The 26,637-nt window shown below is 63.0% G+C and carries 14 protein-coding genes; 4 read left to right on the top strand and 10 right to left on the bottom strand.

The window, feature by feature from the left end; genetic code table 11:
- Nucleotides 1–680: 680 nt before the first annotated feature.
- The 5 genes from AB4O36_RS05110 to AB4O36_RS05090 all read right to left on the bottom strand — a co-directional run bounded on the left by AB4O36_RS05110 (nt 681) and on the right by AB4O36_RS05090 (nt 5,161).
- Nucleotides 681–908, bottom strand: coding sequence for an MbtH family protein (locus AB4O36_RS05110; RefSeq protein WP_008033724.1), 228 nt, complete (start codon nt 906–908; stop codon nt 681–683).
- 81 nt (nt 909–989) lie between these two features.
- The gene (locus AB4O36_RS05105; RefSeq protein ID WP_460122174.1) at nt 990–2,396 is read right to left on the bottom strand and encodes a diaminobutyrate--2-oxoglutarate transaminase; all 1,407 of its coding nucleotides are present in this window, start codon (nt 2,394–2,396) and stop codon (nt 990–992) included.
- Nucleotides 2,397–2,436: 40 nt separating this feature from the next.
- On the bottom strand, nt 2,437–2,958 hold the full coding sequence (locus AB4O36_RS05100; RefSeq protein WP_460122172.1) for a GNAT family N-acetyltransferase: 522 nt from the start codon (nt 2,956–2,958) through the stop codon (nt 2,437–2,439).
- Nucleotides 2,959–3,158: 200 nt separating this feature from the next.
- The gene (locus AB4O36_RS05095; protein WP_460122171.1) at nt 3,159–4,484 is read right to left on the bottom strand and encodes an ATP-binding protein; all 1,326 of its coding nucleotides are present in this window, start codon (nt 4,482–4,484) and stop codon (nt 3,159–3,161) included.
- Nucleotides 4,481–5,161 carry a response regulator gene (locus tag AB4O36_RS05090; RefSeq protein ID WP_192306311.1) on the bottom strand — a complete coding sequence of 227 codons (681 nt, stop codon included), beginning with the start codon at nt 5,159–5,161 and terminating at the stop codon, nt 4,481–4,483. The genes AB4O36_RS05095 and AB4O36_RS05090 overlap by 4 nt, the downstream gene beginning before the upstream one ends.
- 209 nt (nt 5,162–5,370) lie before the next feature.
- Here AB4O36_RS05090 and dsbD point away from each other — a divergent pair, with 209 nt between their 5' ends.
- From dsbD to dsbG, 3 genes are read left to right on the top strand one after another with little or no spacing between them, the layout of a single operon-like run.
- Nucleotides 5,371–7,107, top strand: a complete 1,737-nt coding sequence (dsbD, locus tag AB4O36_RS05085; RefSeq protein WP_460141172.1) for a protein-disulfide reductase DsbD — start codon at nt 5,371–5,373, stop codon at nt 7,105–7,107.
- Nucleotides 7,107–7,973, top strand: coding sequence for a TlpA family protein disulfide reductase (locus tag AB4O36_RS05080; protein ID WP_460141171.1), 867 nt, complete (start codon nt 7,107–7,109; stop codon nt 7,971–7,973). Before dsbD ends, AB4O36_RS05080 begins: the two co-directional genes overlap by 1 nt.
- Entirely contained in the window at nt 7,949–8,719 is a 771-nt protein-coding gene (gene dsbG / locus AB4O36_RS05075; RefSeq protein ID WP_460122163.1) for a thiol:disulfide interchange protein DsbG, read from the top strand. Before AB4O36_RS05080 ends, dsbG begins: the two co-directional genes overlap by 25 nt.
- Nucleotides 8,720–8,822: 103 nt before the next feature.
- Here dsbG and AB4O36_RS05070 read toward each other — a convergent pair whose 3' ends face one another.
- Both AB4O36_RS05070 and AB4O36_RS05065 read right to left on the bottom strand, forming a co-directional pair.
- Entirely contained in the window at nt 8,823–9,638 is an 816-nt protein-coding gene (locus AB4O36_RS05070) for an alpha/beta fold hydrolase (protein ID WP_460141170.1), read from the bottom strand.
- 212 nt (nt 9,639–9,850) lie between these two features.
- Nucleotides 9,851–22,843: a non-ribosomal peptide synthetase gene (locus AB4O36_RS05065; protein WP_460141169.1), complete on the bottom strand. Its 12,993-nt coding sequence runs from the start codon at nt 22,841–22,843 to the stop codon at nt 9,851–9,853.
- Nucleotides 22,844–23,233: 390 nt separating this feature from the next.
- Here AB4O36_RS05065 and AB4O36_RS05060 point away from each other — a divergent pair, with 390 nt between their 5' ends.
- Nucleotides 23,234–23,776, top strand: coding sequence for an RNA polymerase factor sigma-70 (locus AB4O36_RS05060; RefSeq protein ID WP_460122158.1), 543 nt, complete (start codon nt 23,234–23,236; stop codon nt 23,774–23,776).
- Between the two features lie 112 nt (nt 23,777–23,888).
- On the opposite strand, the gene AB4O36_RS05055 is transcribed toward AB4O36_RS05060, so the two are convergent.
- The 3 genes from AB4O36_RS05055 to AB4O36_RS05045 form a co-directional block, all read right to left on the bottom strand.
- Complete coding sequence (locus AB4O36_RS05055) at nt 23,889–24,893, bottom strand: GNAT family N-acetyltransferase (protein WP_460141168.1); 1,005 nt, start codon at nt 24,891–24,893, stop codon at nt 23,889–23,891.
- 78 nt (nt 24,894–24,971) lie between these two features.
- Nucleotides 24,972–25,766, bottom strand: coding sequence for a substrate-binding periplasmic protein (locus tag AB4O36_RS05050; RefSeq protein ID WP_460122154.1), 795 nt, complete (start codon nt 25,764–25,766; stop codon nt 24,972–24,974).
- Between the two features lie 85 nt (nt 25,767–25,851).
- Nucleotides 25,852–26,478, bottom strand: coding sequence for a TetR/AcrR family transcriptional regulator (locus AB4O36_RS05045; protein ID WP_460141167.1), 627 nt, complete (start codon nt 26,476–26,478; stop codon nt 25,852–25,854).
- Nucleotides 26,479–26,637 lie beyond the last annotated feature (159 nt).

The raw sequence follows: 26,637 nt of genomic DNA, 5'->3' as shown, positions 1-26,637 counted from the left end.
AGGAGCGAGCATGCTCGCGATGGTGGATCAGGCACCGCGGGGTGTCAGGCAGCCAGCGTCATCGTTGACGACCATCGCGAGCATGCTCGCTCCTACAGGGGGCGGGTACACCAGCAGATAATGGGCCGGCTGGTCGGCCGCCTTCGCGAGCAAGTCGAATCGTCGCACCGCCGCTCCCACAGGGACAGCGCCAACCCAACCAAACCACAAGGCCGAGCGTTAGCTCGCCTTGCAGGCTTTTGATCCACCCGCCCCTTCGGAAGGCTGAGTGGAGGCATTCATCCGGGGAGTGGGCGCGCAGCGCCGTGCGGCGAAGCCGCACACATCGAGAGGAGGTGCAGCGCAGCAAACCGTAGGCGATGTCCCCGGATGGATGCCGGAGCGAAGGAACCCCGAGCGTCAGCGAGGGGCCGTACGCTGGGGCGAGCGTTTTTTGCTTACTTTTTTCTGGGCCGGCATTCCGGGCGCTTGTAAAAAGTGAGTCGCCGTAAGGGCGAAACCATAAGCGGCCGTTACCGCAGCAACGGATATGTACACCGTCAGGCCGCCATCGTCGGAACGCCGCCCGGGGCAAGCCCACTCCTACAGGGGCCAAAGTGACCCGCTGTAAGAGCGAAACCATAAGCGGCCGTTACTGCAGCAATGGATATGCCTCCATCAGCAGGCCCACCAAAAGAGTTTTAGTGCGCCACCGCCGCCTGCTCTTCCATCTTCTTGCGCAGGCTCAACGGCCGCATGTCCGTCCAGGTTTCTTCGATGTAGGCCAGGCATTCCTTTTTCAGGCCGCTCTTGCCCACGGTGCGCCAGCCTTCGGGTACGGCTTTGTAATCGGGCCAGATAGAGTATTGCTCTTCGTGGTTGACCACCACCTGGAAGAGGATGTCCTCGCGGTCGAATACTGAAGTCATGGTGTCTCTCCATCGCTGTTGGGTGGGCTGTGCCGTGTGCGCAGCCGTTATGTTGGAAGAACGTTGCGGGATTCGAAAAATTTAGAGGCTGGCGGTCGCTGCAGCCATTGCTCGACCGAAAATCCCTGCCACCTGATCAATTTCCGCTGCGGTAATGACCAGCGGCGGCAGGAAGCGCACCACCGCGCCATGGCGGCCACCGAGTTCGAGAATCAGCCCGCGCTTGAGGCATTCGCGCTGGACCAGCGGTGCCAGTCGCCCAAATGCCGGCGGATGGCCCAGGGCATCCGGCGTACCTGTCGGGTCGACCAGTTCTACGCCAAGCATCAGGCCGCGCCCACGAATGTCGCCCAGTTGCGGGAAATCGCGCTGCAGGATGCGCAAGTGCTCGCTCAACCGTTCGCCCATGGAGGCAGCGTGATCGCAAACCTTGTGTTCGACCAGATAACGCATCACCGCGGAACCCGCGGCCATGGCCATCTGATTGCCACGGAACGTGCCAGCATGGGCGCCCGGCAGCCAGGTGTCGAGCCAGTCGCGGTAAACCACCACCGCCAATGGCAGGCTGCCGCCGATGGCCTTGGACATCACCACCACGTCCGGGATGATTCCGGCGTGCTCGAAGGCGAACATCTTGCCGGTGCGAGCAAAACCGCTCTGGATTTCATCGACGATCAGCGCTACCCCCGCCTGCTCGGTAATGCGCCGCAAACCGCGCAACCAGTCGAGGTCAGCGGGAATCACCCCGCCCTCCCCCTGCACCACTTCCACAATCACGGCAGCCGGCAATTGCACGCCGGCCTCGGGATCGTTCAGCAGGTTTTCGAGGTAATTGAGATTGGCCTGCACGCCTTGCGCACCGCCCAGGCCAAACGGGCAACGATAGTCGTAGGGATAGGGCATGAACTGCACGCCGTTGCCGAGCAGCGCACCCATCGGCTTTTTCGGCCCCAGGCTGCCCATCAGGCTCAATGCGCCCTGGCTCATGCCGTGGTAACCGCCCTGGAACGACACCACGGTGCTGCGTCCGGTGGCGGTGCGCACCAGTTTCAACGCTGCTTCCACGGCGTCGGTGCCGGTCGGACCGCAGAACTGGATTTTCGCTTGCGCAGCCAGCGCTGGCGGCAGCAGGCCGAACAGGTCCTGGACAAACTGATCCTTGACTGGCGTAGTCAGGTCGAGGGTGTGCAGCGGCAGTTCATCGGCCAGCACCTGTTGGATCGCGTCGATCACCACGGGGTGGTTATGCCCCAGCGCCAGCGTTCCCGCGCCGGCCAGGCAGTCGATGAAGCGACGCCCCTCGACATCTTCGACATGAATGCCCTTGGCGCGCTTGAGGGCCAGGGGAATGCGTCGCGGGTAGCTGCGGGCATTGGATTCCTGCTGGCTCTGGCGGGTAAGTAACGGCGAGTCGTTGAATTGATAAAGCATTTCGGCCGGCGTCGTCCGGGCCGACTGATCTTCCACAAGGCTGGTAGCGACTGACATCTCTCGACCCTTCAGTAGGTTTTCCTGTTCTGGAAACGCATTAGCGCACCGAGGATTTAGCCCCTTGGTCAGGTTTCTCTGCTGATCGTGCCAGGGCCTTCTGCATGGGGATGGCGTGCAGACCGGCGGTGGTGAAGGCTTGCGCGCAGGGCTGATAACCGAGGTGGCAATAAAAAGGCTCGCCAGTGCGCGTGCTGTTGAGGTGCACCTCCACCCGCCCCTGCTCGATCAGCCAACTTTCAGCGTCGTGCACCAGCGCTCGCCCGGCGCCACGGCGAAACCACTCCGGCAGCACATAACAAAGGGCCAGCCGGCCACTGAGGGTGGCCATCGCAACGCCGACCGGTTTGTCCTGCAGCAGGGCGATGTTGAGGTACAGCCGGGGGTCAGCCAACCATGGCTGGATATGTTCGAGGGTTTTGTTGCGGGTCCAGATGGCGAGGGTGTGGGGGTCATTGCGGTGGTCGAGGGCACAGCCGACGCGTATCGATCGCTCGATGATGCGGCTGATGATGCCGGTGTCGGCAGGGCTGGCTTTGCAGACTTGCAGGGGTGATTGCATGGAGCTGTTACCTCAATCCATTGAGAGAAAGCTGCGATGCAAGATAGCGCTGGGGTGGGGGCAAGGCTAATGGAGAGGCGTTACATTTGATGTGGGACTGGCAAAGAACCTCATTGCCTGTGCTGGCGCCATCGCGGGCAAGCCCGCTCCCACCGTGAATTGTCGTCGTGCACAAAGCTATTGTGGGAGATTACGGGCTGTCAAACCGACTGCAACGGCATCGTCAGTTCCACCCGAAGGCCATCCGGCCGGCTGTCGAAATGCAGGGTACAGCCGCAGCGCTGGACGATGGCCTGGACAATCGCCAGCCCCAGGCCGCAGCCGGTGCTCTGGCCGTTGCGCCAGAAACGCTGGGTCAGGTGTTGCAGATCGTCCGCCGCAATACCCGGGCCATGGTCGCGGACCACGAATCGTACGCGGTTATCGCGGGTTTCGAGGCTCAGCTCCACCGGGCCGTCGTTCGGCGTATGGCGCAGGGCGTTGTCCAGCAGATTGCGCAGCGCGGCTATCGACAGCACGGCAGGCATTTGCACCGGCGCATGGGACAGCGTCGACGCCGGTTTGAAGGTGATGCGCTGGCGTTCACCGCTGGCGGCGTCCTGAATCGCCAGTTTCGCCACCTGTTCGGCATCGCATTGCACGCCGTCATCGAATGACAGGCTGCCCTCGACCCGCGCCAGCAACAGCAATTGTTCGAGGGTCCGGTGCATGCGGTCGGCCCCCTCCTCAGCCTTGGCCAGGGATTGGTCCCGCGCCGCGCCTTCGGTCATGCGCGCCACTTGCAGGTGGGTCTTGATGGCCGTCAGTGGGCTGCGCAACTCATGGGCGGCATCGCCCGTGAGACGGCGCTCGCGCTCGATGGTCTTGCCGATGCGCTGTAGCAGCTGGTTCTGGGTATCCAGCAGCGGCTTCAACTCACTGGGCAGCGGCTGGATCTGCAAGGGTTCCAGGGAATCGGCGCTGCGGCGCATCAAGGCATCGCGCATGCGGTTGAGCGGCGCCAGCCCCTGGCCGATGCCCAGCCACAGCAGGCACAGACAACCCAGCAGTGCCACACCGACCGGCACCGAGGCAGCCAGCAGGATCGACATGTTCAGGGCTTCACGCTCGATCTGCCGGTCTGCCGTGGTGATGCGCAGGTCGCCACGGGCCAGGGTGAAGCTGCGCCACGGCGCGCCATCGATGATCTGATCGTGAAAGCCCATTTTCTCGGCTTCCAGGGTTTGCTGCGGGTCGGTGTGACTGCGGGCAAGGATTTCACCGCGCAAGGAGCTGACCTGGCACGCCATACCGCCCGGAATGTTCAGTTGTTCGGCGCTGAAATGGGTGCCCTCGCCCTTGGTCGGCAGGGCCGGCAATTGCTCCATCAGCCCGGCGACCATGCGCGCCGAGGCCACCAGCCGCTGGTCGAGGGAAAACATCATCTGGTTGCGCAGGTCACTGAGCATCCAGGCCGCCGCCAGCGCCCAGATCAGCGCAAAAGCAGCGCCCAGGGTCAGGCTCAAGCGCACACGCAGGCTCATCACTTGGATTCTTCTCCACCGTCGGCCGGCCCCAGGCGATAACCCAGGCCGCGCACCGTCTCGACAATGCCATTGCCGAGTTTGCGCCGCAGGTGATGGATATGCACGTTGAGGGCGTTGCTTTCCAGTTCGTCATTGAAGCCGTAGACGCTGTCTTTCAGTTGCTCGGTCGACAGCACCCGGCCACGGTTGTGCAGCAAAGCCTGCAACAGCGACTGTTCACGCCGGGACAAGTCCACTGGCTGGCCGCCGAGCAGGGTCTCGCGGCTGCTCGGGTCGTACGTCAGGCGACCGTGCTCGATCAGGTTGACGCTGCGCCCCGCCACGCGTCGCAGCAGCGTGTGCAGGCGGGCGGCCAGTTCACGCAGATCGAACGGTTTGAGCAGATAATCGTCGGCCCCCGCTTGCAGGCCATCGACCCGATCGGTCACCGAATCGCGCGCGGTCAGGATCAACACAGGGATTTCCAGGCCGCTGTGGCGCAACTGCTGCAACAGCTTCAAACCGTCTTCATCGGGCAGGCCGAGGTCGAGCACCATCACGTCGAACTCCGCAACCTTGAGCATCGCCCGTGCCTTGGACGCCGTATTGACGTGCTCCACAGTCAGGCCCTGAGCCGTGAGCCCGGCGACGATCCCGCTGGCGATCAACTCATCGTCTTCGCAAACCAGTACGTGCATGGGAACTCCCGTGGTAAAAGCCAGAGTCAACCAGCTGCGGATTAAGCCGCAATTATGGCAAGCGACCGCCCTGACGAGAAGCGCGGCGGTGGTTTACCCTGTTGACGGTAAAAGGGGATTGCGGGCAAACCACGTAAAAATCGCGGTTAATCACCGGTTAATCACTCATCTCTAATGTGCAATCACTTGCACAGGAACAAGGCTTTTTCATGCGTCACTTCTTTCTACTGTTCGTTCTGTTGATCTCGGGACTGGCCCAGGCAGGCACAGATCCCTTCGCGTCAAAGCCGGATTTTTTGCCCGTGGACAAAGCCTTCGTCCTCACCTCTGAACGTCTGGAGTCCGGTGAAACCCAGCTGTTCTGGCAGATCGCCCAGGGCTACTACCTCTATCAGAAGCGCATGAAGTTCGACGGGTTGGCCGCGCAAAACCAGCCGACGCTGCCCGATGGCGAAGCCCACAGCGACGAGTTTTTCGGCGAGCAACCGGTGTATCGCCAGGGCGTGGAAGTGAAGATCCCGGCCAGCGCCAGCGGTTCGATCAAGGTCAGCTATCAAGGCTGCGCCGACGCAGGCCTGTGTTATCCGCCGCAGACTCGGGTCATCGACCTGGGTGGCGCAGCCGTCGCTCAAACCGGCGGCGAAGCCCCGGATCAAGCCCTGGCCAGCAGCCTGCAACAACGGGCGCTGGGCTGGAGCCTGCTGGTGTTCTTCGGCCTGGGCCTGTTACTGGCCTTTACACCTTGCTCGTTGCCTATGCTGCCGATCCTGGCCGGTTTGATCGTCGGCAGCGGCGCTACGCCCAAGCGCGGCTTTGCCCTGGCCACCAGCTACGTGGTGAGCATGGCCCTGGTGTACGCGGCGATGGGCGTCATCGCGGCGCTGCTCGGGGCGAACTTGCAGGCGTGGTTGCAAAACCCATGGTTGCTCGGCAGCTTCGCCGCCGTGTTCGTACTGCTGGCGTTGCCGATGTTCGGCTTCTTCGAACTGCAACTGCCGGTCGCCGTGCGTGATCGCCTGGAGAATGTCTCGCGCAATCAGCGCGGTGGCAGCCTGCTCGGCGCCGGCGTGCTGGGCGCTTTGTCCGGCCTGCTGGTGGGGCCTTGCATGACGGCGCCGCTGGCCGGTGCCCTGCTCTATATCGCGCAAAGCGGCAATGCGCTGCACGGCGGGCTGATTCTGTTCGCCCTGGGCATCGGCATCGGTGTGCCGCTGTTGCTGCTGGTGACGGTGGGGAACCGCTTCATGCCCAAGCCCGGTGCCTGGATGAACCTGGTCAAGGGCGTATTCGGTTTCCTGTTCCTGGCCACCGCACTGCTGATGTTGCGGCCAGTGCTCAATCCATCGCTCTGGCTAGGCCTGTGCGGCGCCCTGTTGTTGATTGCCGCCTACAGCGCCTGGAAACAGTCGGACGGATTCGGGCGCCTGGCACGTCTGTTTGGCGCCAGCTCGCTGTTGCTCGGTTTGTGGGGCAGCCTGCTGATCGTCGGCGCGGCAGGCGGCAGCGATGATCTGTACCAGCCGTTGCACGTCTACAGCGGGTTGAAGACCGCTGCCGCGGGTCGCGCTGTCGGCCACGAAGCCTTCACCACGGTCAGTGACCCCACGGCTCTGCAGCGGGAACTGGATGCGGCGAAAACCGAGGGTCAGTGGGTACTGCTGGACTACTACGCCGACTGGTGCAGGCCGTGCAAAATCATGGAAACACAGGTATTCGGCCAGGCCCGCGTGCTCGACGCCCTGAGTGATGTGCGCCTGTTGCGCCTGGACGTCACTGCCGACAACGCCGCCAGCCGCGAACTGCTGGCCCGTTACAAAGTCCCGGGCCCACCGACGTTCCTGTGGATCGGCGCCGACGGCGAAGAACGCCGCAGCCAGCGCATCACGGGCGAGGTGGACGCTGACACCTTCCTGCAACGCTGGACCACCACCCGAGAAGCCCGCTAATGCTGACTTTGACCCTCGGTACGTTTGCCATCGCGCTTAATCATCTGCTGCTGATCAGTGCGCTGGCGCTGGCGACGTTTGTCGGCTGGCGCGCGGCCAAGCGTGGTGGCGAGAACCCCGAGTCCGTCCTTTTCAGTCTGTTCCTGCTGGGCATGCTCGCCGCGCGGATCAGTTTCGTCGCGCTGTACTGGATGCACTATCACAACGATCCATGGCAGGTGATCGACCTGCGCGATGGCGGCTTCCTTGCCCTGCCCGGGGTGATCGTGCTGCTGCTCGCGGCGCTGTATCGCGGCTGGCGTCGTCCGGGTCTGCGCCGTCCGTTGGGTTATGGCGTGGCCAGCGGCCTGGCGTTCTGGTTGCTGGCAACCTTCTCGCTGAGCCTTTACGAGCAAGGTACGCGTTTGCCGGACATTGCCTTGCGAAATGCCGCCGGGGAAACCGTGCAGTTGGCGGACTACCAGGGCGGGCCGCTGGTGATCAACCTCTGGGCCACCTGGTGCCCGCCGTGTCGCCGGGAAATGCCGGTGCTGGAGAGTGCCCAGCAACGTCGGCCAGACCTGACCTTCCTGTTCGTCAATCAGGCCGAAAGCATGCAAAGCGTCAGTACGTTCCTGGAAACCCAGGGCCTGAGCCTGTCCAACGTGCTGTTCGATGGCAGCGGCCGCCTGGGTCAGGCCGTGGGTTCCATGGCGCTGCCAACTACGCTGTTTTACAGCCCTGACGGTCGCCTGCTGGGCAGCCACCTGGGCGAACTGTCGGAAGCCAGCCTGGCCCGTGCCCTGGAAAACTTCGAAACTCCGAATCCGGCCGCACCGGCCACCTCGTCAAGGAAACTGCCATGCCCCGCCTCCGCCACCTGCTGACACTGACCCTCGGCGCAGCCCTGCTGCACCTGCCAGCGGTGCAGGCTGCCGAAGAATTGCCTGCTGCGATCAAGAAGATCGAAGCCAAAGGCGCCAAAATCGTGGGCCAGTTCGACGCGCCCGACGGCCTGCGCGGGTACGCCGCGCAGTACCAGAACCGAGGCATCGCGCTGTACCTGACCCCGGACGGCAAGCATGTGTTGTTGGGCAATCTGTACGACGAAGCCGGCAATGACCTGAGCAGCGCACCGCTGCAGAAACTGGTGTATGCGCCGATGGCCAAGGAAGTCTGGGCCAAGTTCGAAGCCAGTGACTGGATCCAGGACGGCAACAAGGATGCGCCGCGCACGGTCTATCTGTTCAGTGACCCGAACTGCCCTTACTGCAACATGTTCTGGGAGCAGGCGCGGCCGTGGGTCAAGGCCGGCAAGGTGCAGTTGCGGCACATCATGGTGGGCATCATCCGCGAAGACAGCCCGGGTAAGTCGGCGGCATTGCTGGCCGCCAAGGACCCGCAAAAAGCCCTGCAGGACCACGAGTCAGCGGGCAAGGCCAGCACGCTCAAGGCGCTCAAAGACGTACCACCTGCCATTCAGGCGAAACTGGCGGCGAACATGCAGTTGATGGAAGAACTTGAATTGCAGGCGACGCCGGCAATTTTCTACATGGATGACAAGGGTGAGCTGCAACAGCAGCAGGGCGCCCCTTCGCCGGACAAGTTGGTGAAGATTCTCGGGCCGAAGTAACCGTTCCCTGTAGGAGCGAGCTTGCTCGCGATGAGGGTGTGTCAGTCAATGCATGTGCTGGCTGACACTCCGTCATCGCGAGCAAGCTCGCTCCTAAAGAAAGCTAGCGGTTTCTTTCGCTCAGGAACATCAACAACGTCTCGGTCACGAACGCTGGGTTCTCCAGGTTGGAGATATGCCCCGCTTGCGGCACCTCGACATACGGGCAGCCAATCAATTCGGCCATTTCCCGAGCCTCGGCCGCTTGTCGCGGCTTGTCCTGATCGCCGCCCATCACCAGCGTGGTGGCCGGGTTCAACTCGGGCAGGCGTGAAAGGAAATCGTCGCGCCCGAAGGTGATCCGCCCCATCGGAGCAATGCTCTGGCGCAGGCGCTCAGCGGGCAGCGCCGCGAGAGCCTGGTAAAAGTCGCGATAGAGCGCCGACTCTGGATCGATGCCCGGACGGAAGAAGATCGGCACGATGATATCGAGCTGTTGGGGGGCGATCACGCCGCTGTCTTCGATCTGCTTGAGCAGCGAGAAATAATACTGGCGGGTGGGCTCAGGCTCGGCGCCGAGATAGGTGTCCATCAGCACCAGGCCATTGATCCGCTGTGGCGCCGCCAGCGCCAGGCGCGCGCCCCACATGCCACCGACCGACAGGCCCACCAGGGTGACCCGATCGATGTCCAAATGGTCGAGCAACACCAAGGCCTGGCGGGCGATGTCGTCAAGATTCGCGGTGCCGTCGGGCAAGCGCCCGGACTCGCCGTGGCCCCACAGGTCCAGGGCAATGACCCGGTAATGCGGCGACAGTGCGGCAATCTGCGGTGCCCACATGGCCTGGTCCCACAGGTAGCTGCCGGCCAGCAATACCGCCGGGCCGGAACCCTCGTCAATGTAATGAAGGGGTTGTCCGTCAATCGTTACGAAGGGCATCGACTGGTTCCTCTGCGAGAAAGAGAAGTGGCAGACTGAGGGGGCGGTGGCGGATCGTCAATCGGGGAAATGTACTTGATTGTATATGGCGGGGTGTGGGGTCTGTGGCGGCCCCATCGCGAGCAAGCTCGCTCCCACAGGTTTTTGTGTCGTACACAAATCCCCTGTGGGAGCGGGCTTGCCCGCGATGAGGCCGCAACAGACACCGGAGATTACAAGCCCTCCAACTCCGCCATCAGGTCGTTCAACCGATCCGCCTTCTCCCCGGTGATTTCACTGGCCGCCAACCCTTCGATGTACTCCGCCAGTTCCTGCACCGTGCTGCATTCGAACATCGCCCGCAGCGGCACATCCCGTTGCAGGGTTTTCTGCACCCGTGAAGCAATTTGCGTCGCCAGCAGCGAATGTCCACCCAGTTCGAAGAAATTGTCGCGAATGCCCACCTGCTCGACCTTCAAGACCTCGGCCCAGATATCAGCCAGGGTCTGTTCCAGTTCATTGCGCGGCGCCCGGTAATCCTCGCTCTGCAACTGGCCGATCTCCAGCGCCGGCAAGGCCTTGCGATCCAGTTTGCCGTTGGCGTTGAGCGGCATGCGCTCCAGCCACAACCAGTGCAGCGGGACCATGTATTCCGGCAGCTCGGCACGCAGGTGCTGCTTGATGCGCTCCAACCGATCGCTCGGGCTCAGAGTGGCATCAACCGCCACCAGATAACCGACCAGATGCTTGCCATTCACCCCCTCCTGCACACCGACCGCCGCTTCACGCACCTCTGGCTGTTCATGCAGGCGCGCTTCGATTTCACCCAGCTCGATGCGATAGCCACGAATTTTCACCTGATGGTCGATACGGCCGACGTACTCCAGCACGCCGTCGCTGCGCCGACGAGCCAGGTCACCGGTGCGATACAAGCGCTCGCCCGGCTCACCAAACGGGTCAGGCACGAACACCTGGGCAGTACGCAACGGATCGCTGACATAGCCGCGGCCAACCCCGGTGCCGGCCACGCACAACTCGCCCACAGCCCCCAACGGCACCAGTTCCAGCGCGCCATCGAGCAGATACAAACGGTTGTTGTCGGTGGGGGTACCAATGGGCAGGTAGCTGCCACGGGTCGAGGCCAGGTCGACGCGGAAAAACGCCACGTCGTCCGAGCACTCCGCCGGCCCGTAGGCATTCACCAACCCGATATCCGGATAGCGCAATAACCATTGATGAGCCAGTTCCGGCGGCATCGCTTCGCCGGTCGGTAACATCCAGCGCAGGCCATCCAGACTCATGCGTTCCTGAGCGAGCATGCCCTGGATCAGCGACGGTACGCTTTCCAGCACGGTGATGCCCTGCGAGGAAACGTGCGCCAGCAACCCCTGCGGATCATGGGCAATGGTGTTCGGCACAATGTCGACCCGTGCGCCGAACAACGGCGCGGCAAGGAACTGCCAAACCGAGATGTCGAAGCTTTGCGAAGCGGTCTGCGCAATCACATCCGCCTCGCTCAGGTTCAGGTACGGGACCTTGCTCAACTGGTTGTTGAGCATGCCGCGCTGCTCCGCCATCACCCCTTTGGGCAAACCGGTGGAGCCCGAGGTGTAGATGACGTAGGCCAGGTTGTCCGGGCCGCTGTAGACACCCGGATTGGCCACCGACAGGGCACTGGCCTGCACCTCTTCCCAAATCAACAGCCGTGGCCTGTGGGCGCAAGCGGTTTCCTCCAACAACGCGAGCGCCTGTTCGCGGCTGGCCTGGGTGCAGACCAGCAACGGCGTGCGGCTCAGGTCGATGATCCGACTCAGGCGCTGGCTCGGCAGACCCGGGTCCAGCGGCAGGTAACCGGCACCGGCCTTGAAGCTGCCGATGATCATCCCGAGCAGATCGAGGCTGCGTTCGGCCAGCAAGGCCACGGGTTGATCCAGCCCGACCCCGGCCGCGATCAGCGCGTGGCCCAAGCGGTTGGCTTGCTGGTTGAGCTCGGCGTAGCTGTGTTGCAGGCCCTGGCAACTGGCGGCGATACGCTGCGGATGCGCGGCCACCTGCGCCTCGAACAGCGCCACATAACCCTGCTCCAGCGGGTAGTCGTGGGCGCTCTGGTTGCAGCCATTGATCAGGAAATCCTGCTCTTCGACGCCCAGCAGCGGCAGGTCGGCCATGTCACCGTGGAAACCCTGGACCAGCGCCAACAGCAAGCGTTTGAACTCGCCGAGCATGCGCTCCACGGTGGACTCATCGAAATAACGCTGGTCAAAAGACAGGTGTAAGCCCAGGTCATCGCCCGGATAGCAAACAGCCGTCAACGGGAAGTTGGTGTGAGTCCGGCCGGAATCAGAGGTGGCATTGAGGCTTTGCGCACGATCCAGCACCGAGACTTCCACCGGCGCGTTCTCGAACACGAACAGGCTATCGAACAGCGGCTGGCTCTTGGGCAGCTCGCTGTGTTCCTGGATGCTCACCAGCGGCAGGTATTCGTATTCGCGCAGTTGCATGTTGCTGTCGAGCAACTCGCTCAACCATTCGCGCACGCTGCAGCGCTGATCATCCTCGGGCATCTTCACCCGCAGCGCGACACTGTTGATGAACAGTCCGACGGTGCGCTGCATCTCGGGCATTTCCACCGGACGCCCGGCCACGGTGACGCCGAACAACACGTCACGATCACCGCTCAGGCGCCGCAGCACCAAGGCCCACGCTGCTTGGGCGAAGGTGTTGATGGTCAACTGGTGAGCCTGCGCCAGCTCGCGCAATTGCGCGCCGTCGCGGGCGTCAAGGCGCGTATGGCAATCGCCGACGATCATGCCGCCGCTGTCGCCTGCGTGTTCACGCAGGAACGGCCGATCGCTCGGAATGGGCGTGGTGCGCTCGAAGCCTCGCAGGTTGTTCTTCCACCACTGCCGTGCCTCGGCCAGGCTCTGGTGTTGGAGCCAGCCGATGTAGTCGCGGTAACGCGGCGCGGGGGCCAATTGTGGTTCACGGCCTTCTCCCAGGGCCATGTAGATGTCGAAGAAATCGTTCATCAGCAGCGAACGGCACCAGGCATCGATGAGGATGTGGTGATTGCTCATCATGAACCAGTAACGCGCTTCGCCGACACGAATCAGGCGCAGGTGGAACGGCGCCTGGTTGAGCAGATCGAAACCGGCTTCGCGCTCGCTCTTGAGCAGGCTTTGCAGCTTTGGCTCCTGTTGGTCATCCGCGATGTCGCGCCAGTCGAGGTAATCGATTGGCGTGCGACCCGGCTTGTGGATCACCTGCAGCATGTCTTCGCCGACGTTCCAGCAGAACGAGGCGCGCAGGGCTTCATGACGGGCGATCACCGCTTGCCAGGCCTCGGCAAAACGCTGCGGATCAAGCGTGCTGTTGATGCGGTAGCGGTCCTGCATGTAGTAGAGGCCGGTGCCCGGTTCAAGTAAGGTGTGCAGCAACATGCCCTCTTGCATCGGCGTCAGCGGGTAAACGTCTTCAATCAGCGCTGCCGCGACCGGCAAGGCATCAAGTTGCACCTGGGTCAGCCTGGCCAGCGGGAAGTCGGACGGGGTCAAGCCGCCCGTGTCGTCTCGCAGGCAATGCTTGATCAGGCTTTGCAGTTCACCGAGGTAGGCTTGCGCCAATTCGCCGATGGTCTGCGCGTCGAAACGTTCGGCGCTGAACGTCCAGCGCAGCACCAGCTCGCCACCGTAAACCTGGCTGTCGACGCTCAGCTCGTTGGGCAGCGGCGCGTGCGGATCGTGAGCGGCACCGACCGGCTCGTCCAGCGGCTGGAACAACGCCTGCTCGCCGAAGCTCTGGTCGAACTGGCCCAGGTAGTTGAAGGTGATCGGAGCCACTGGCAACAAGGCCACGGCCTCGCGGCACGGCTGATCGGCGAGGTAACGCAGCACGCCATAACCCAGACCTTTATGGGGCACGCTACGCAATTGCTCCTTGATGGCCTTGATCGAGGCGCCCTGCCCGGCGGCTTCCTCGATATTCACCGGCGTCAACCGTAGCGGATAAGCGCTGGTGAACCAGCCGACGGTACGGGTCAGGTCGATATCGTCGAACAGGGTTTCTCGACCGTGGCCTTCGAGTTGAATCAATGCCGAGGCATTGCCCGTCCAGCGACACAACACGCGGGCCAGGGCAGTCAGCAACAGGTCGTTGACCTGGGTGCGATAGGCACTCGGTGCCTCTTGCAGCAGTTGCCGGGTGTGCTCGGCGCCAAGGCGTACGCTGACGGTTTCGCCGTGGCAATGGCGCTGCCCGCCGTCGGCACGCTCGCAGGGTAAATCGGCATTTGGCCCCGCCAGTTGCCCTTGCCACCAGTCCAGCTCTTCGCGCAGGGACTCGCTGCTGGCATAGGCCTGCAGGCGTGCGGCCCAGTCCTTGAAAGCACTGGTTTTCGCCGGCAATTTCACCGCCTGCCCCGCCTCCAGTTGGCGATATACGTTTTGCAGATCGTCCAGTAACACGCGCCACGACACGCCATCGACCACCAAATGGTGGATCGCCAGGAACAACCGCTGCTGCTCCTCGGGCCCATCGACCAGTAACCCCCGCATCAGCGGCCCCTGTTCGAGATCGAGGCTGCGTTGCGCATCGGCAAACAGTGCCGCGCATTTGTCCATCGACGTGACTCGCACCTGCCACAGCACCGGCAGGTCGCTGACCGCCTGGTGCACCGCCGTCCAGACGCCCGACTCCTGTCGAAAGCGCAGGCGCAAGGCGTCGTGCTGCTCGATCACCGCCAGCAGTGCCTGCTCAAGGCGGTGAGCTTCGAGTATGACGCCCGGTTGCAGCAGCACGGCCTGGTTCCAGTGCTGACGCTGGGGAATATCACTGTCAAAGAACCAATGCTGAATCGGCGTCAGTCGTGATTCGCCAGTGAGCAGGCCTTGCTCGGCAGTGATTTGCTCGGTGCGACTGGCCACGGCGGCCAGGGTCTGCACGGTCTGGTGCCGGAACAGGTCACGCGGGCTGAAGTGAATGCCCTGCTGCCGCGCGCGGCTCACCACCTGGATCGACAGAATGGAGTCGCCACCCAGCTCGAAGAAGTTGTCGTGGAGGCCGACCTGGGTGACGTTCAGCACCTCGCACCAGATCTGCGCCAGGGTCAGTTCCAGTGCGTTGGTCGGCGCTACGTAGTGTCGGCGATTCAGCTCCAGGTCCGGTGCCGGCAGCGCGCGGCGGTCGAGTTTGCCGTTGGCGGTCAGTGGCATGCCCGCCAGCAGGATCAGGTGCGCCGGCACCATGTATTCCGGCAACTGCGCCTTGAGGTGGTTCTTCAACGCCTCGCGCAGGGCCGCCTGTTGCACTTCGCCGTGCTCGGCAATGTCGGTCGCCAGATAGCCGACCAGTTGCTTGCCGCTCGGGGCGTCCAGCGCCAGCACCACGGCTTCGCGGATCGCTTCGTGGTCCAGCAGGCGAGTTTCGATCTCCCCGAGTTCGATACGGAAACCGCGAATCTTCACTTGATGGTCGATACGCCCCAGGTACTCCACCAGGCCGTCGGCGCGCTGGCGCACCAGATCGCCGGTGCGGTACATGCGCCCGCCGGCAAAGGGGTTGGCGACGAAACGCTCCGCAGTGATGCCCGGACGCTCGTGATAACCCTGGGCCAGGCCCGCGCCACCGACATACAGCTCGCCGGTCGCGCCTTGCGGCACGAGCGCCAGGTCGGCGTCGAGTATGTACGCCACGCGGTCACCAACCACGCTGCCGATCGGTACGCTGCCCAGCCCCTCTTCCAGTACTGGCGGCGCCAGGCAGGCCAACGGCATGACCACGGTTTCGGTCGGGCCGTAGGCGTTGAAGAAGAGGCTCGGGTTGAAGGCTGCGCGAATGCGCTGCAAATGTTCGCCGGTCAAGGCTTCACCGCCGGTAATGCACATGCGCACCGGCAGGGTTTCACTCTGGGTGGCCAGCCACTGTGCCAGCTGGCTGCCGTAGCTTGGTGTGAAGCCGAGGATGTTCACGTTATGGCGACGGATCAGCCCGCAGATTTCTTCGGCATCCCACTGGCCCTGGGCGCGCAGGACGACTTGCGCACCGCTCAGCAGCGGCACCAGCAGTCGCTCGGTCGCGGCGTCGAAATTGATCGAATAAAAGTGCAGCTCGCAATCGTCCGCTCGCATGCCAAAGCGCTCGATGACCGCACGGCAATGCATGGCGACTTCACCGTGGGACACCAACACGCCTTTGGGTTTGCCGGTGGAGCCTGAGGTGTAGATCAGATAGGCATGATGTTGCGGCAGAGTCAGCGACGGCAGTTCGGTAGCCGGGTAATCGACCAATTGCTCAGCATCTTCCTCAAGGCACCAACGGGCGATGCCCGGTGGCAGCTCGCCGAGGGCCGCAAACATCGCCGCATCGCTGAGCAGCAAGCCGACCCCGCTGTCTTCGATCATGTAATGCAGGCGGTCGAGCGGGTATTCCGGATCGAGCGGCACATAGGCACCACCTGCCTTGAGGATCGCCAACAAGCCGATCACCATCTCCAGGGAACGCTCCAGCGCCAGGCCGACACGCACCTGCGGGCCGACGCCGCGCTCACGCAGCATCCAGGCGAGGCGATTGGCACGGCTGTCGAGCTCGGCATAGCTCAGGGTCTGTCCGGCGAAGGTCAGGGCCGGCGCCTCGTTGCGCCGCAACGCCTGCTCGGCGAACAGCAGATGAATGCACTGGTCAAGGCGATGTTCGCCCGATTCGACGCCCAGGCTGTCGAACAGCTGCTGTTGCTCGACGGCTTGCAGCATTGGCAGCTCACTCAGGCGCTGCTGCGGATCGGCGATCAACGCCTCCAGCAGATTGCGCCAATGTGCGGCCATGCGCGCAATGCGCGGCTCGTCGAACAGGTCAGTGCTGTAGGTCAGGCAGCAACCCAGGCGATGATCCAGGTCGGTGACTTCCAGGTTGAGGTCGAACTTGGTTGCCCGTGCATCGTTGGTCAGGTATTCGACCGTCATGCCATCGAGCATGCGGCTTTGCTGGAACTCCCAGCGCTGCACGTTGCACATCACCTGGAACAGCGGGTTGTAGGCGGCGCTGCGTGGTGGCTGCAAGGCCTCCACCAAATGGTCGAACGGCAGATCCTGATGGGACTGTCCTTCGATGACGGTGTGCCGCACCTGCTCCAGCAGCTCAAGGACCGGCATCTGCCCATCGATCTGGCAACGCAGCACCTGGGTGTTGAGGAAGGCGCCGATCAGACCTTCGCTTTCCGGACGGATGCGGTTGGCCACCGGCGCACCGATACGCAGGTCGGTCTGCCCGCTGTACCGGTAAAGCAGTGCCGCCAGCGTGGCGGTCATGGTCATGAACAGGGTCAGGCCATTGTTGGCGTTGAATGCCCGGACCCTTGCGGCGAGGTCATCGCTGAGGTCAAACCGGAACAACTCGCCCTGATGGCTTTGCACCGGCGGACGCGGACGGTCGGCCGGCAGTTCCAGCAGCGGGTGTTCACGGCCCAGTTGCGCGGTCCAGTAATCGAGCTGGCGCTGGCGCTCGCCGGACTCCAGCCACTGGCGCTGCCACACGCTGTAATCCAGGTATTGCACCGGCAACGGCGCCAGCGGCGACTCGCGGTCATCGACGAACGCTTCGTACAGCACGCTGAGTTCGCGGGCGAAAATGTCCATCGCCCAGCCTTCGGTGACGATGTGGTGCAGGGTCAGCACCAGGTAGTGCTCCTGCTCAGCGAGCTTGACCAGGCAGGCCCGCAGCAGCGGCCCGGTTTCCAGGTTGAAGGGGCGATGCGCTTCGCTATCGGCGAAGGTCTTCACCCGCTGTTCACGCAGGTCATCACCCAGCGCAGAGAAGTCCTGCCAGTCCACGCGCACGCCGATGTCTGCATGCACCCGTTGCTGCGCCACGCCATCGACGCTCGGGAACGTGGTGCGCAAGGTTTCATGACGCAGGATCAGCGCCTGCAACGCCGTCTCGAAGCGCCCGACATCCAGCACCCCGCGCAGGCGGGCCATGCCGCCGACGTTGTAGGCCGGGCTGTCCGGTTCCATCTGCCAGAGGAACCACATGCGCTGCTGGGAATAGGACAGTGGCACTGGCTGGCTGCGATCGACCTTCTCGATCGGCGGTTGCTGGTTGGTCCGGCCGCTGGCCTGAATCAGGCGGACCTGTTCGGCAAAGGCGCCCAGTTCACTGTTTTCAAAGAGCGAACGCAACGCCAGCTCGACGTCGCACGCCTGACGAGTGCGCGAGATGATTTGCGTGGCCAGCAGCGAGTGGCCCCCAAGGGCGAAGAAGTCATCACGCAGCCCCACTTGCGCCAGCCCCAGGACTTCGCGCCAGATTCCGGCGATCTGCTGCTCCAGCGCCGTCACCGGTTCAATATGCTCGACGACCTGCCAGGCAGGTTCGGGCAACGCGCGACGGTCGAGCTTGCCGCTGGGGCCCAGGGGCATTTCCTGTAACCGCATGAGCTGCGCCGGCACCATGTATGGCGGCAGCTCGGCCGCCAGCGCGGTTTTCAGGCGGGTGTTTTGCGCGTCTTCGGCCTCACCGGTTTCAGTGGCGGTGTAATAGCCGACCAGTTGGGCGCCCGCAGCGGTGTCACGCACCAGCACCACCGCTTGCGCGACGCCTTCCTGCGCCAACAAACGCGCCTGGATTTCTTCCGGCTCGACGCGAAAACCGCGCAGCTTGACCTGTTGATCGAGCCGACCGAGGTATTCGATCACACCGTCGCCCGTCCAGCGTGCGCGGTCGCCGGTGCGGTACAGGCGAGCGCCCTGCTCGCCCCACGGATCGACGACAAAGCGTTCGGCCGTCAGCCCCGGGCGCCCGAGATACCCGCGCGCCAGGCCGAGGCCACCGATACACAGTTCTCCCGGCACGCCGGCCGGCAGAGGATTGAGGTCGCTGTCCAAAATACGGCAAATCACGTTGCCCAACGGCCGGCCAATCGGCGAACGCTCGTCATCGGCGGCGGTGCAATGCCAGTGAGTCACGTTGATCGCGGTTTCGGTCGGACCGTAGCGGTTGTGCAGTTGCACCGTCGGCAAGTGTTCCAGCACCCGGTTGCGCAATTGCGCCGACAAGGCCTCGCCGCCGGAGAACACCCGTCGCAGGCTCGAGCATCGGCCACTGAGCGGTTCCTCGATGAACAACGCCAGCAGCGGCGGCACGAAGTGCAGCGTGGTCACGCCAAATTGCCGGACCAGTTCGGCGATACGATGGGGATCGCGGTGCTCGCCGGGACCGGCAATCAACAGCCGTGCGCCCGTGATCAGCGGCCAGAAGCACTCCCAGACCGACACGTCGAAACTGATCGGCGCCTTTTGCATCAACACGTCGCTGTCGTCGAGGCGGTAGGTTTTCTGCATCCATTGCAGGCGCTCGGCCAGGGCGGCGTGGGTGTTGCCGACGCCCTTGGGCTGCCCGGTGGAGCCGGAGGTATAGATCACGTACGCCAGGTTGTCGCCGTGCAAACGCAGGCCCGGCGCCTGGCTCGGCCAGGTTTCCAGGTGGAGCGCGTCCATGGCGATCACGCTGACATCGTCGGCGGCTGGCAGCCTGTCGAGCAACGGGGTTTGCGTCAGCAGCAGTTCCGCCCCGCTGTCACGCAGCATGTAGGCCAGCCGTTCGGCAGGGTAATCCGGGTCCAGCGGCACATAGGCCCCGCCGGCCTTGATGATGGCCAGCAGGCCGATCAGGAGTTGTGGCGAACGCTCGGCGGCGATGGCCACGCAGACGTCCGGCCCCACGCCTTTGTCGCGCAGGTAATGCGCCAGACGGTTGGCCTGGGTGTGGAGTTCGGCGAAATCCAGGCTGCCACCCTCCCACACCAATGCGGTGCGCTGGGGCGTCTGGCGCGCCTGTTCGGTCAGCAGCTCCGGCAGCCATTGGTTGGCGGGCGCGCAGGGCGAAATGCTCCAGCGGGCTTGTTGCTCCAGTTCACTGGACGCCAGCATTTGCAGGTCGCCGACGGCTGTCTGCGGTTGCGCGCAGACAGAGCGCAGCAGGTTGCAGTAATGCTCGGCCAGGCGCTCGATGGTCGAAGCGTCGAACAGCTCGCTGGCGTAGTCGAAGGACAGCCTCAATCGGCCGTTGCGGTCTTCTTCGCTGTGCAGTTGCAGGTCGAACTTGGCTTCGCGACTGTGCCACGGCAGCTCTTCGGCAAGCAGCCCAGGCAGGCGTCGCAGGGCACTCAAGTCCCGTTGCTGGTGGTTGAACATCACCTGGAACAGGCCCTGTTCGCGAGCCTGGGGAAACGCTTCGAGCAGTTGCTCGAACGGCAAGTCCTGATGTGCTTGCGCGCCCAGTGTCGAAACGCGGGTTTGCGCCAGCAGCGTCAGGAATGGCAAGCGCGAATCCAGCTCGGCGCGCAGCACCTGGGTGTTGATGAAGAACCCTATCAGGCCCTGGGTTTCCAGGCGCGGACGGTTCGCATTGGGCACGCCGACGCGGATGTCACGCTGACCGCTGTAGCGGTGCAACAGGCTCTGGAACGCCGCGAGCAACAGCATGAACGACGTGGACTCATGAGCCTGGGCGGTCTGACGAATGGCGGTGCTGAGACCGGCATCCAGCCTCACCGTGTGCCGGGCGGCGCTGTGCTGACGTTGCACTGAGCGCGGGTGGTCGGTGGCCAGATCCAGGGTCGGATGGTCATCGCCCAATTGCGCTTTCCAGTACGCCAATTGCCGCTCGCTCTCGCCCTGCGCCAGCCATTGACGCTGCCAGCTGCCATAGTCGGCGTACTGGGTCGGCAGTGGCGCAAGCGTCACCGTTTGCCCTTGGGACGCGGCGGCGTACAACTGCGCGAACTCGTCGATCAGTATGTTCAGTGACCAGCCGTCGGCGATGATGTGGTGCAGCGTCACCAGCAACTGGTGATCGTCCTCATCAAGGCGCACCACGGTGACCCGCAGCAGCGGGCCCTTCTCCAGATCGAACGGGGTCTGTGCTTCATCGTCACGGATTTGTTGCGCCCGGGCCTCACGCTCGACAGCGGGCAGGTTGCTGATGTCGATGCGTTGCAGGTTGAAGGCGCCCGGCGCATCGATCTGTTGCAGCGCCACGCCGTCGCGTTCGAAAAAACGCGTGCGCAGGGACTCATGCCGCTCGATCAACTGCTCGAAACCGCCAAGCAACGCGGCTTCATCCAGTTCCCCGCGCAGCCGCAAGGCGCCGGGGATGTTGTAGGCGCAGCTGTGCGGGTCCAGTTGCCAGGTGATCCACAGACGGTTTTGTGCCAGCGATTGCGGCAAGGCTTCGCTGCGCGACAACGTGCTGATTGCCCCCTGAGGCAGGCCGCCGTCCAGTTGCTGCTGTGCGACGGCGGCGGTAAAGGCACCCAGCGTTGGCGCTTCGAACAGCAGGCGCAGGTTCAACTGCAGGCCCAGCACTTCGCGCAAACGCGCCACCACCTGGGTGGCGGCAATCGAGTTGCCGCCGAGCAGGAAGAAGTGGTCGTCGGCACTGACCTGCGGCACCTGCAACTGTTCGGCCCAGATGCGCCCGATCAGGCTTTGCAGCTCGCAAGCGGATTGAGGGTGCTCTTGATCGGCCACAGTCGCGGTTGGGAACAGCGCATAGCTGTCGAGGCTGCCGTCGGCCAGGCGGCTGCGGCAGGCCGAACGTTGCAGCTTGCCGCTGGACGTTTTCGGCAAGGCGCCAGGATTGAGCAGCACCACCACGCTCGGTGTTTCTTGATAGGCCTCGGCCACTGCCTGGCGAATGACTTTGATCAGCCCCTCGGGGGGCAGGATTTTCTGCACGCTGCGGCTGATTTCCGCCGCGATACCGATACCTTCCTGACCGTCGACAGTCACCGCGAACGCCGCGACCCGACCCTTGCGCACCACTTCCACCTCTCGCTCGACGGTCTGCTCGATGTCTTGCGGGTAAAGGTTGTGTCCACGCACGATCAGCATGTCTTTCAGGCGCCCGGTGATGAACAGCTCGCCGTGATGCAAGAAGCCCAGGTCGCCGGTGCGCAGCCAGGTCCTGCCCTGATGTTGCACAAAGGTTTCGGCACTGGCCTCGGGGTTGCGCCAATAGCCATGGGCGATGCTCGGGCCGGTGGCCCAGACTTCGCCGACCGCCTGCTGGGCCAACTCGCCAAGCGTGACCGGGTCGACCACCCGCACCGCGTGATCCGGCTGGCTGAAACCGCAACTCATGATTGCGCTGCCCTCGCCCATCTCGGCACGGTTTTGCGCCAGCGCCTGGTCATCCACCCGCAGGTTGCCGATGCCCTGGCCGCGGGGCGTGCCGGCGACGAACAACGTGGCTTCGGCCAGTCCGTAGGACGCCATGAAACAGTCCGGAGTGAAGCCTGCGACGGCGAACTTTTCGGCGAAACGATCAAGGGTGTCGAGGCGAATGGGTTCAGACCCGGAATAGGCAACCCGCCAGCTGCTCAGATCGAGACGTTCCAACGCCGATTCGCTGACCCGCTCACTGCACAGCCGATAGGCGAAATCCGGCCCACCGCTGATGGTGCCGCCGTATTCGCTGATGGCTTCCAGCCAGCGCAATGGCCGGCCGAGAAAATAAGCCGGCGACATCAACACGCAGGGCACGCCGCTGAAAATAGGCTGCAACAGGCCACCGATCAAACCCATGTCGTGGTACAGCGGCAACCAACTGACGATCACATCGTCTGGGTTCACATCGATGCCGAAGCCTTGGCGAATCAACAGTTCGTTGGCCACCAGGTTGCCGTGACTGACTTGCACGCCCTTGGGCAGCGCCGTGGAACCGGAGGTGTATTGCAGAAACGCGAGGTGGTCGTGCGTCAGGACTGGCTCAAGCCAACGTTCGGCCAGCGTGCAGTCGAGGGTATCGACGCACAGCAGCGGCGGCGCACCTTCTATCTGTTGCAAAGCATCACGCAGGCCGGCGCTGGTCAACAGCAGGCGCGGTTCAGCATCGTCGATGATCGACAGCAGGCGCTCCTGGTGATGGCGTTTGCTCGACTCCGGCGGATAGGCCGGCACCGCGATCACGCCGGCATACAGACAGCCGAAAAAGGCTGCGACGTAATCCGGACCGCTCGGAAATAACAGGACCGCGCGATCGCCAAAATCCGTTTCGGCCTGCAACGCACCGGCAATCGTACGGGCCCGCTGATCCAGTTCGCGATAACTGAGCACGACTGCCTGATCTGCGGTTTCGGCGAGGAAACGCAAGGCCACGCGGTCCGGCGTCAGGGCCGCACGGCGAGCCAGGGCTTGGACCAGAGTGCTAGGGGTTTCGAACGCGTCGGTCATGGGGGTTCCTGCCTGAATTCGGGGTGGTGTGCTGACGTCACGCCCTTCACAGGGCATGCGGGACGCGGTCTTCGCCGACCACGCGAGGCATTGGCAATGCGGTTGCGGCGCGAGCGTGCGCCCGCAGCCATTCACCCATGAGAACGGATGACGTCTTGAAATAATTAGTCGGCGGGCTGGGTCGCCAATGGGGAGCAATCCATGGAAGTGCGCCCTGGCTGGGTGCGGCAGTGTGTCGCAAGTCTCACTCTTGCACCGCCGTTATGCATTGTTTCTCTTTCTCATTTGACAATCATTATCATTAAGAATAATTTGTCGCTCGATATGTCGGACGGCCCCACATGCACCCGCCTGCCGTCCCATGACCCCATCCGCAGCAAGGTGATTTCCATGACGGAACAAGTATCGACAAGCACGTGCGATTCACCGCTACTTCAGGCATTCGTCGACAACCGACTGATACTGGTCAAGATCGCCGCACGCATTACCGGCTGCCGGTCGCGTGCCGAAGATGTGGTTCAAGACGCATTCTTCCGCCTCCAATCAGCGCCGCCGATCACCTCCTCGATCAAGGCTCAACTCAGCTACCTGTTCCAGATCGTGCGCAACCTGGCCATCGATCATTACCGCAAACAGGCATTGGAGCTGAAGTATTCCGGGCCGGAAGAGGAGGGACTGAACGTGGTGATTCAAGGCGCTTCGCCGGAAACTTCGCACATCAATTTCTCGACCCTGGAAAACATCGCCGACGCACTGACGGAGCTGCCGACCCGCACCCGCTATGCCTTCGAGATGTACCGCCTGCACGGGGTGCCGCAAAAGGACATCGCCAAGGAACTCGGTGTGTCGCCGACCCTGGTGAACTTCATGATTCGCGATGCGCTGGTGCATTGCCGCAAGGTGTCGGGGAGTCGGGCGGCTGTTCGGCGCTAGACCTCATCGACCTCATCGCGGGCAAGCCCGCTCCCACAGGTTCTGTGAACACCGAAGCCCCCGGTGGGAGCGGGCTTGCCCGCGAAGACTGACTCAAGATCAGCGCATGGTTTCAAGCCAAACTACACCGCGTAAAAAACCGCTCCCGCCCCAACACCATCAACGCCGCACGCTTGTGCGGGAAGTCGAACTCTTTCTCGCAATAAAAACGCTGGTCCTGCATGTAGCCGATCATCTTCGCGTTGTCGGCCCGTGGCTCGGCGACCAGTCGTTGTGTGCGCGGGTCGTCGAGAAACAGATAATGCGTCAACGCCGATAGCCAGCTTGCCACCTTGTGCGGGCCGCGATGGTGCTCCTCGCCAACCAGCATGTGAATGCCACGGTCATAATCGCCCGCCTCGTAAAATGGCGCGATGCGATCCTCTTTCGCCCAGTAGGCTTCGAAATAGCCAAACGGCTCATCGTCGAAACAGCCAATGAGCGTCACGGTGTGCGGGTCGGCAGCGAGCTTGCCCAGGTATTCACGATGATGCTCGAGACTGCCCTCTTCCTGCCAGAAACTGGCCACCCGCGCGCTGTTCTGCCAACGGTTGAACCGCGCAAGATCCTGCTCGATGTCCACGGTTCGCAGGGAAATCCACACCCCCAGCCGTGAGTCGAAACGGCGGTAGACTTCGCCGCGCGGTTTCACCGGCCGCAATGGATGACGCTTGCCGCTGCTGATCACCCTGTGCTGTGGATAGCTGCCGGTGAGCGAGCTACCCAGCCAGGGCTGCGGCAATTGCCAGAACAAGGTGCGCTCGCAACGGTACTGGTTGGCGGCATCGCTCGGCACCAGCAATCCGCTGAGCAAGGCCTGGGCCGGCACTTCATCGAGGTGCCAGGTCAGATGCTGGCAGCCAGGGTCGCGGGCAAATAGCCAATAACTCGCCGCCCATACGGCCTGAGTGTCACAGCGCGACTCGACGCGCAATTGCAGGTCGGGCTCACGGTTGAGGTGCAAGGCGACCAACGGCTGCGTGTCCAGGTTCAGGCTCAGGCGATTTTCGCCTGCTTGCGCGACAAGGCGCTGGCCCGTTGGGAGCGCGAGGGCGGTCAGGTCATTCAGATCGGGCATAAGTCGGGCTCACGTTAATCGTCGACAGTTCAACGAGGTGACGTGAGCCAGCGGGGAAAATTTAGCAGATGGGCGCGATCAATTGCCGGGAACCGGCACCACCGCGATCTTGTACGGATCGAAAATCCTCAGCATCTGGCCGTTGTCGCGCAAACCTTGCAGCAACCTGGCAAATGCCTCGCCGCTGATCGGCGCCGCCGGACGCAGAATGGCGTAGTGATGATAGATCTGGTCGATACGCTCGGACACCAGCAACTGATCGCCGACCTTTTCGTTGCGCAACAGGTAATCGCTCAGGTACGAGCGCGTCACCAGCGCGATGTCCGCGCGTCCGCGCAGCACCATCAGCAGGTTACTGTCGTGGGAGTAGGTCAGCGTGGCGTTGAAGTGTTGCGCAAGGAATTTCGGGTCGGCATTGAAGTTGGAAAACTCGTAGTGGTAACCGCTGAACAGTGCCAGGCGCTTGCCCGCCAGTTCGGCGAAATAGTCCTGCTGACGATCGGGAAGGCGTTGCGCGACGAAGATTTCGGCGTCTTCAAGGCCCATGTCGACGCTGGTGTGCGGGATGTCTTGCCAGCCCCAATCCGGGTTCTCGAAAATCGCCATGTCCACCCGGCCCTGCTTGAAGTCACCGAAGCGGCGCGGGATGGACGTGGGCACCAACACAAATTGGTAGTCCTTTTGCGAGGCGTTGAGCGCCTCGACCAACTGCGGCAACAGACCGGTGTCGGCGCCGGACTCCGGCCGTACGGTGTACGGGGGAAAATGCGCGGCACCGACCCGCACCAGTTGTGCAGCCGGGGACGGCAACATCCAAAGTGCGCAAAGCGCTGCGAGCAGAAGCCGTGAGGCCGTCCTGGTTGGCGAAGACATCAAACGACCCACTCCCAAAAAACATCAATCCATTCAAGCCAAGGCGGTTTCAATCACTTAGCCAGTTCCAGCCGTCCTGTGCAAACTATTGTTGCTCTGCCAACACCAGAATCAAGGCTTCTTCAGCCAATTGGTCCAGGCTCAGGCTGCCACCGGGGCGAAACCAGGTCGTGGTCCAGGACAACGCACCCGTCATGAAACGCCGCGTGATGAACACATCGCCACGGATGAAGCCGGCGTCCTTGGCCTCCCCCAGCACTTGAAGCCACAGTTCCTCATAGACGTCGCGCAACGCCAGCACCTTGGCTTGCCCGTCTTCGGACAGCGAGCGCCATTCGTAGACCAGCACCGCCATGGCCTCGCCGCTGCCGCCCATGATCGACTGCAACTCGCAGCGAATCAGCGCCAGCACCCGCTCACGCACACTGCCGGCATCGGCAATGGCGGCGCGCATCAAGGCGGTGTTGTAGCGAACGGTTTCTTCCATCACTGCCCGCAGGATCTCGTCCTTGCTTTTGAAGTGATGAAAAATGCTCCCCGACTGGATGCCCACGGCACCAGCCAGATCGCGCACTGTGGTGCGTTCGAATCCCTTGTTGCGAAACAGATGGGCCGCCACTTGCAGCAGTTTGCCGCGGGCACTTTCCGGGTCCGTCAACTGGTTGCTCTCAACCAGTTCGCGCATGACCTTCAGGGCTTTTTGCTCATCCACCCGTTCTCTCCTACAGTCGAGTCCATCAATAAAACAGCGGGGTTCGTCGGCAATTTTAGCTGGCACAGGCAACCAAGCAAGCGCTTGGGAAGAAGATATCTAAGGCCATTTACAAACCAAGCGCTTGCTTGGTAGTCTCCATAAACGTTCGATGGAGGT

The sequence above is a fragment of the Pseudomonas sp. S2_E01 genome, assembly GCF_054668365.1.
This window is presented reverse-complemented; position numbering and strand designations above follow the sequence as displayed.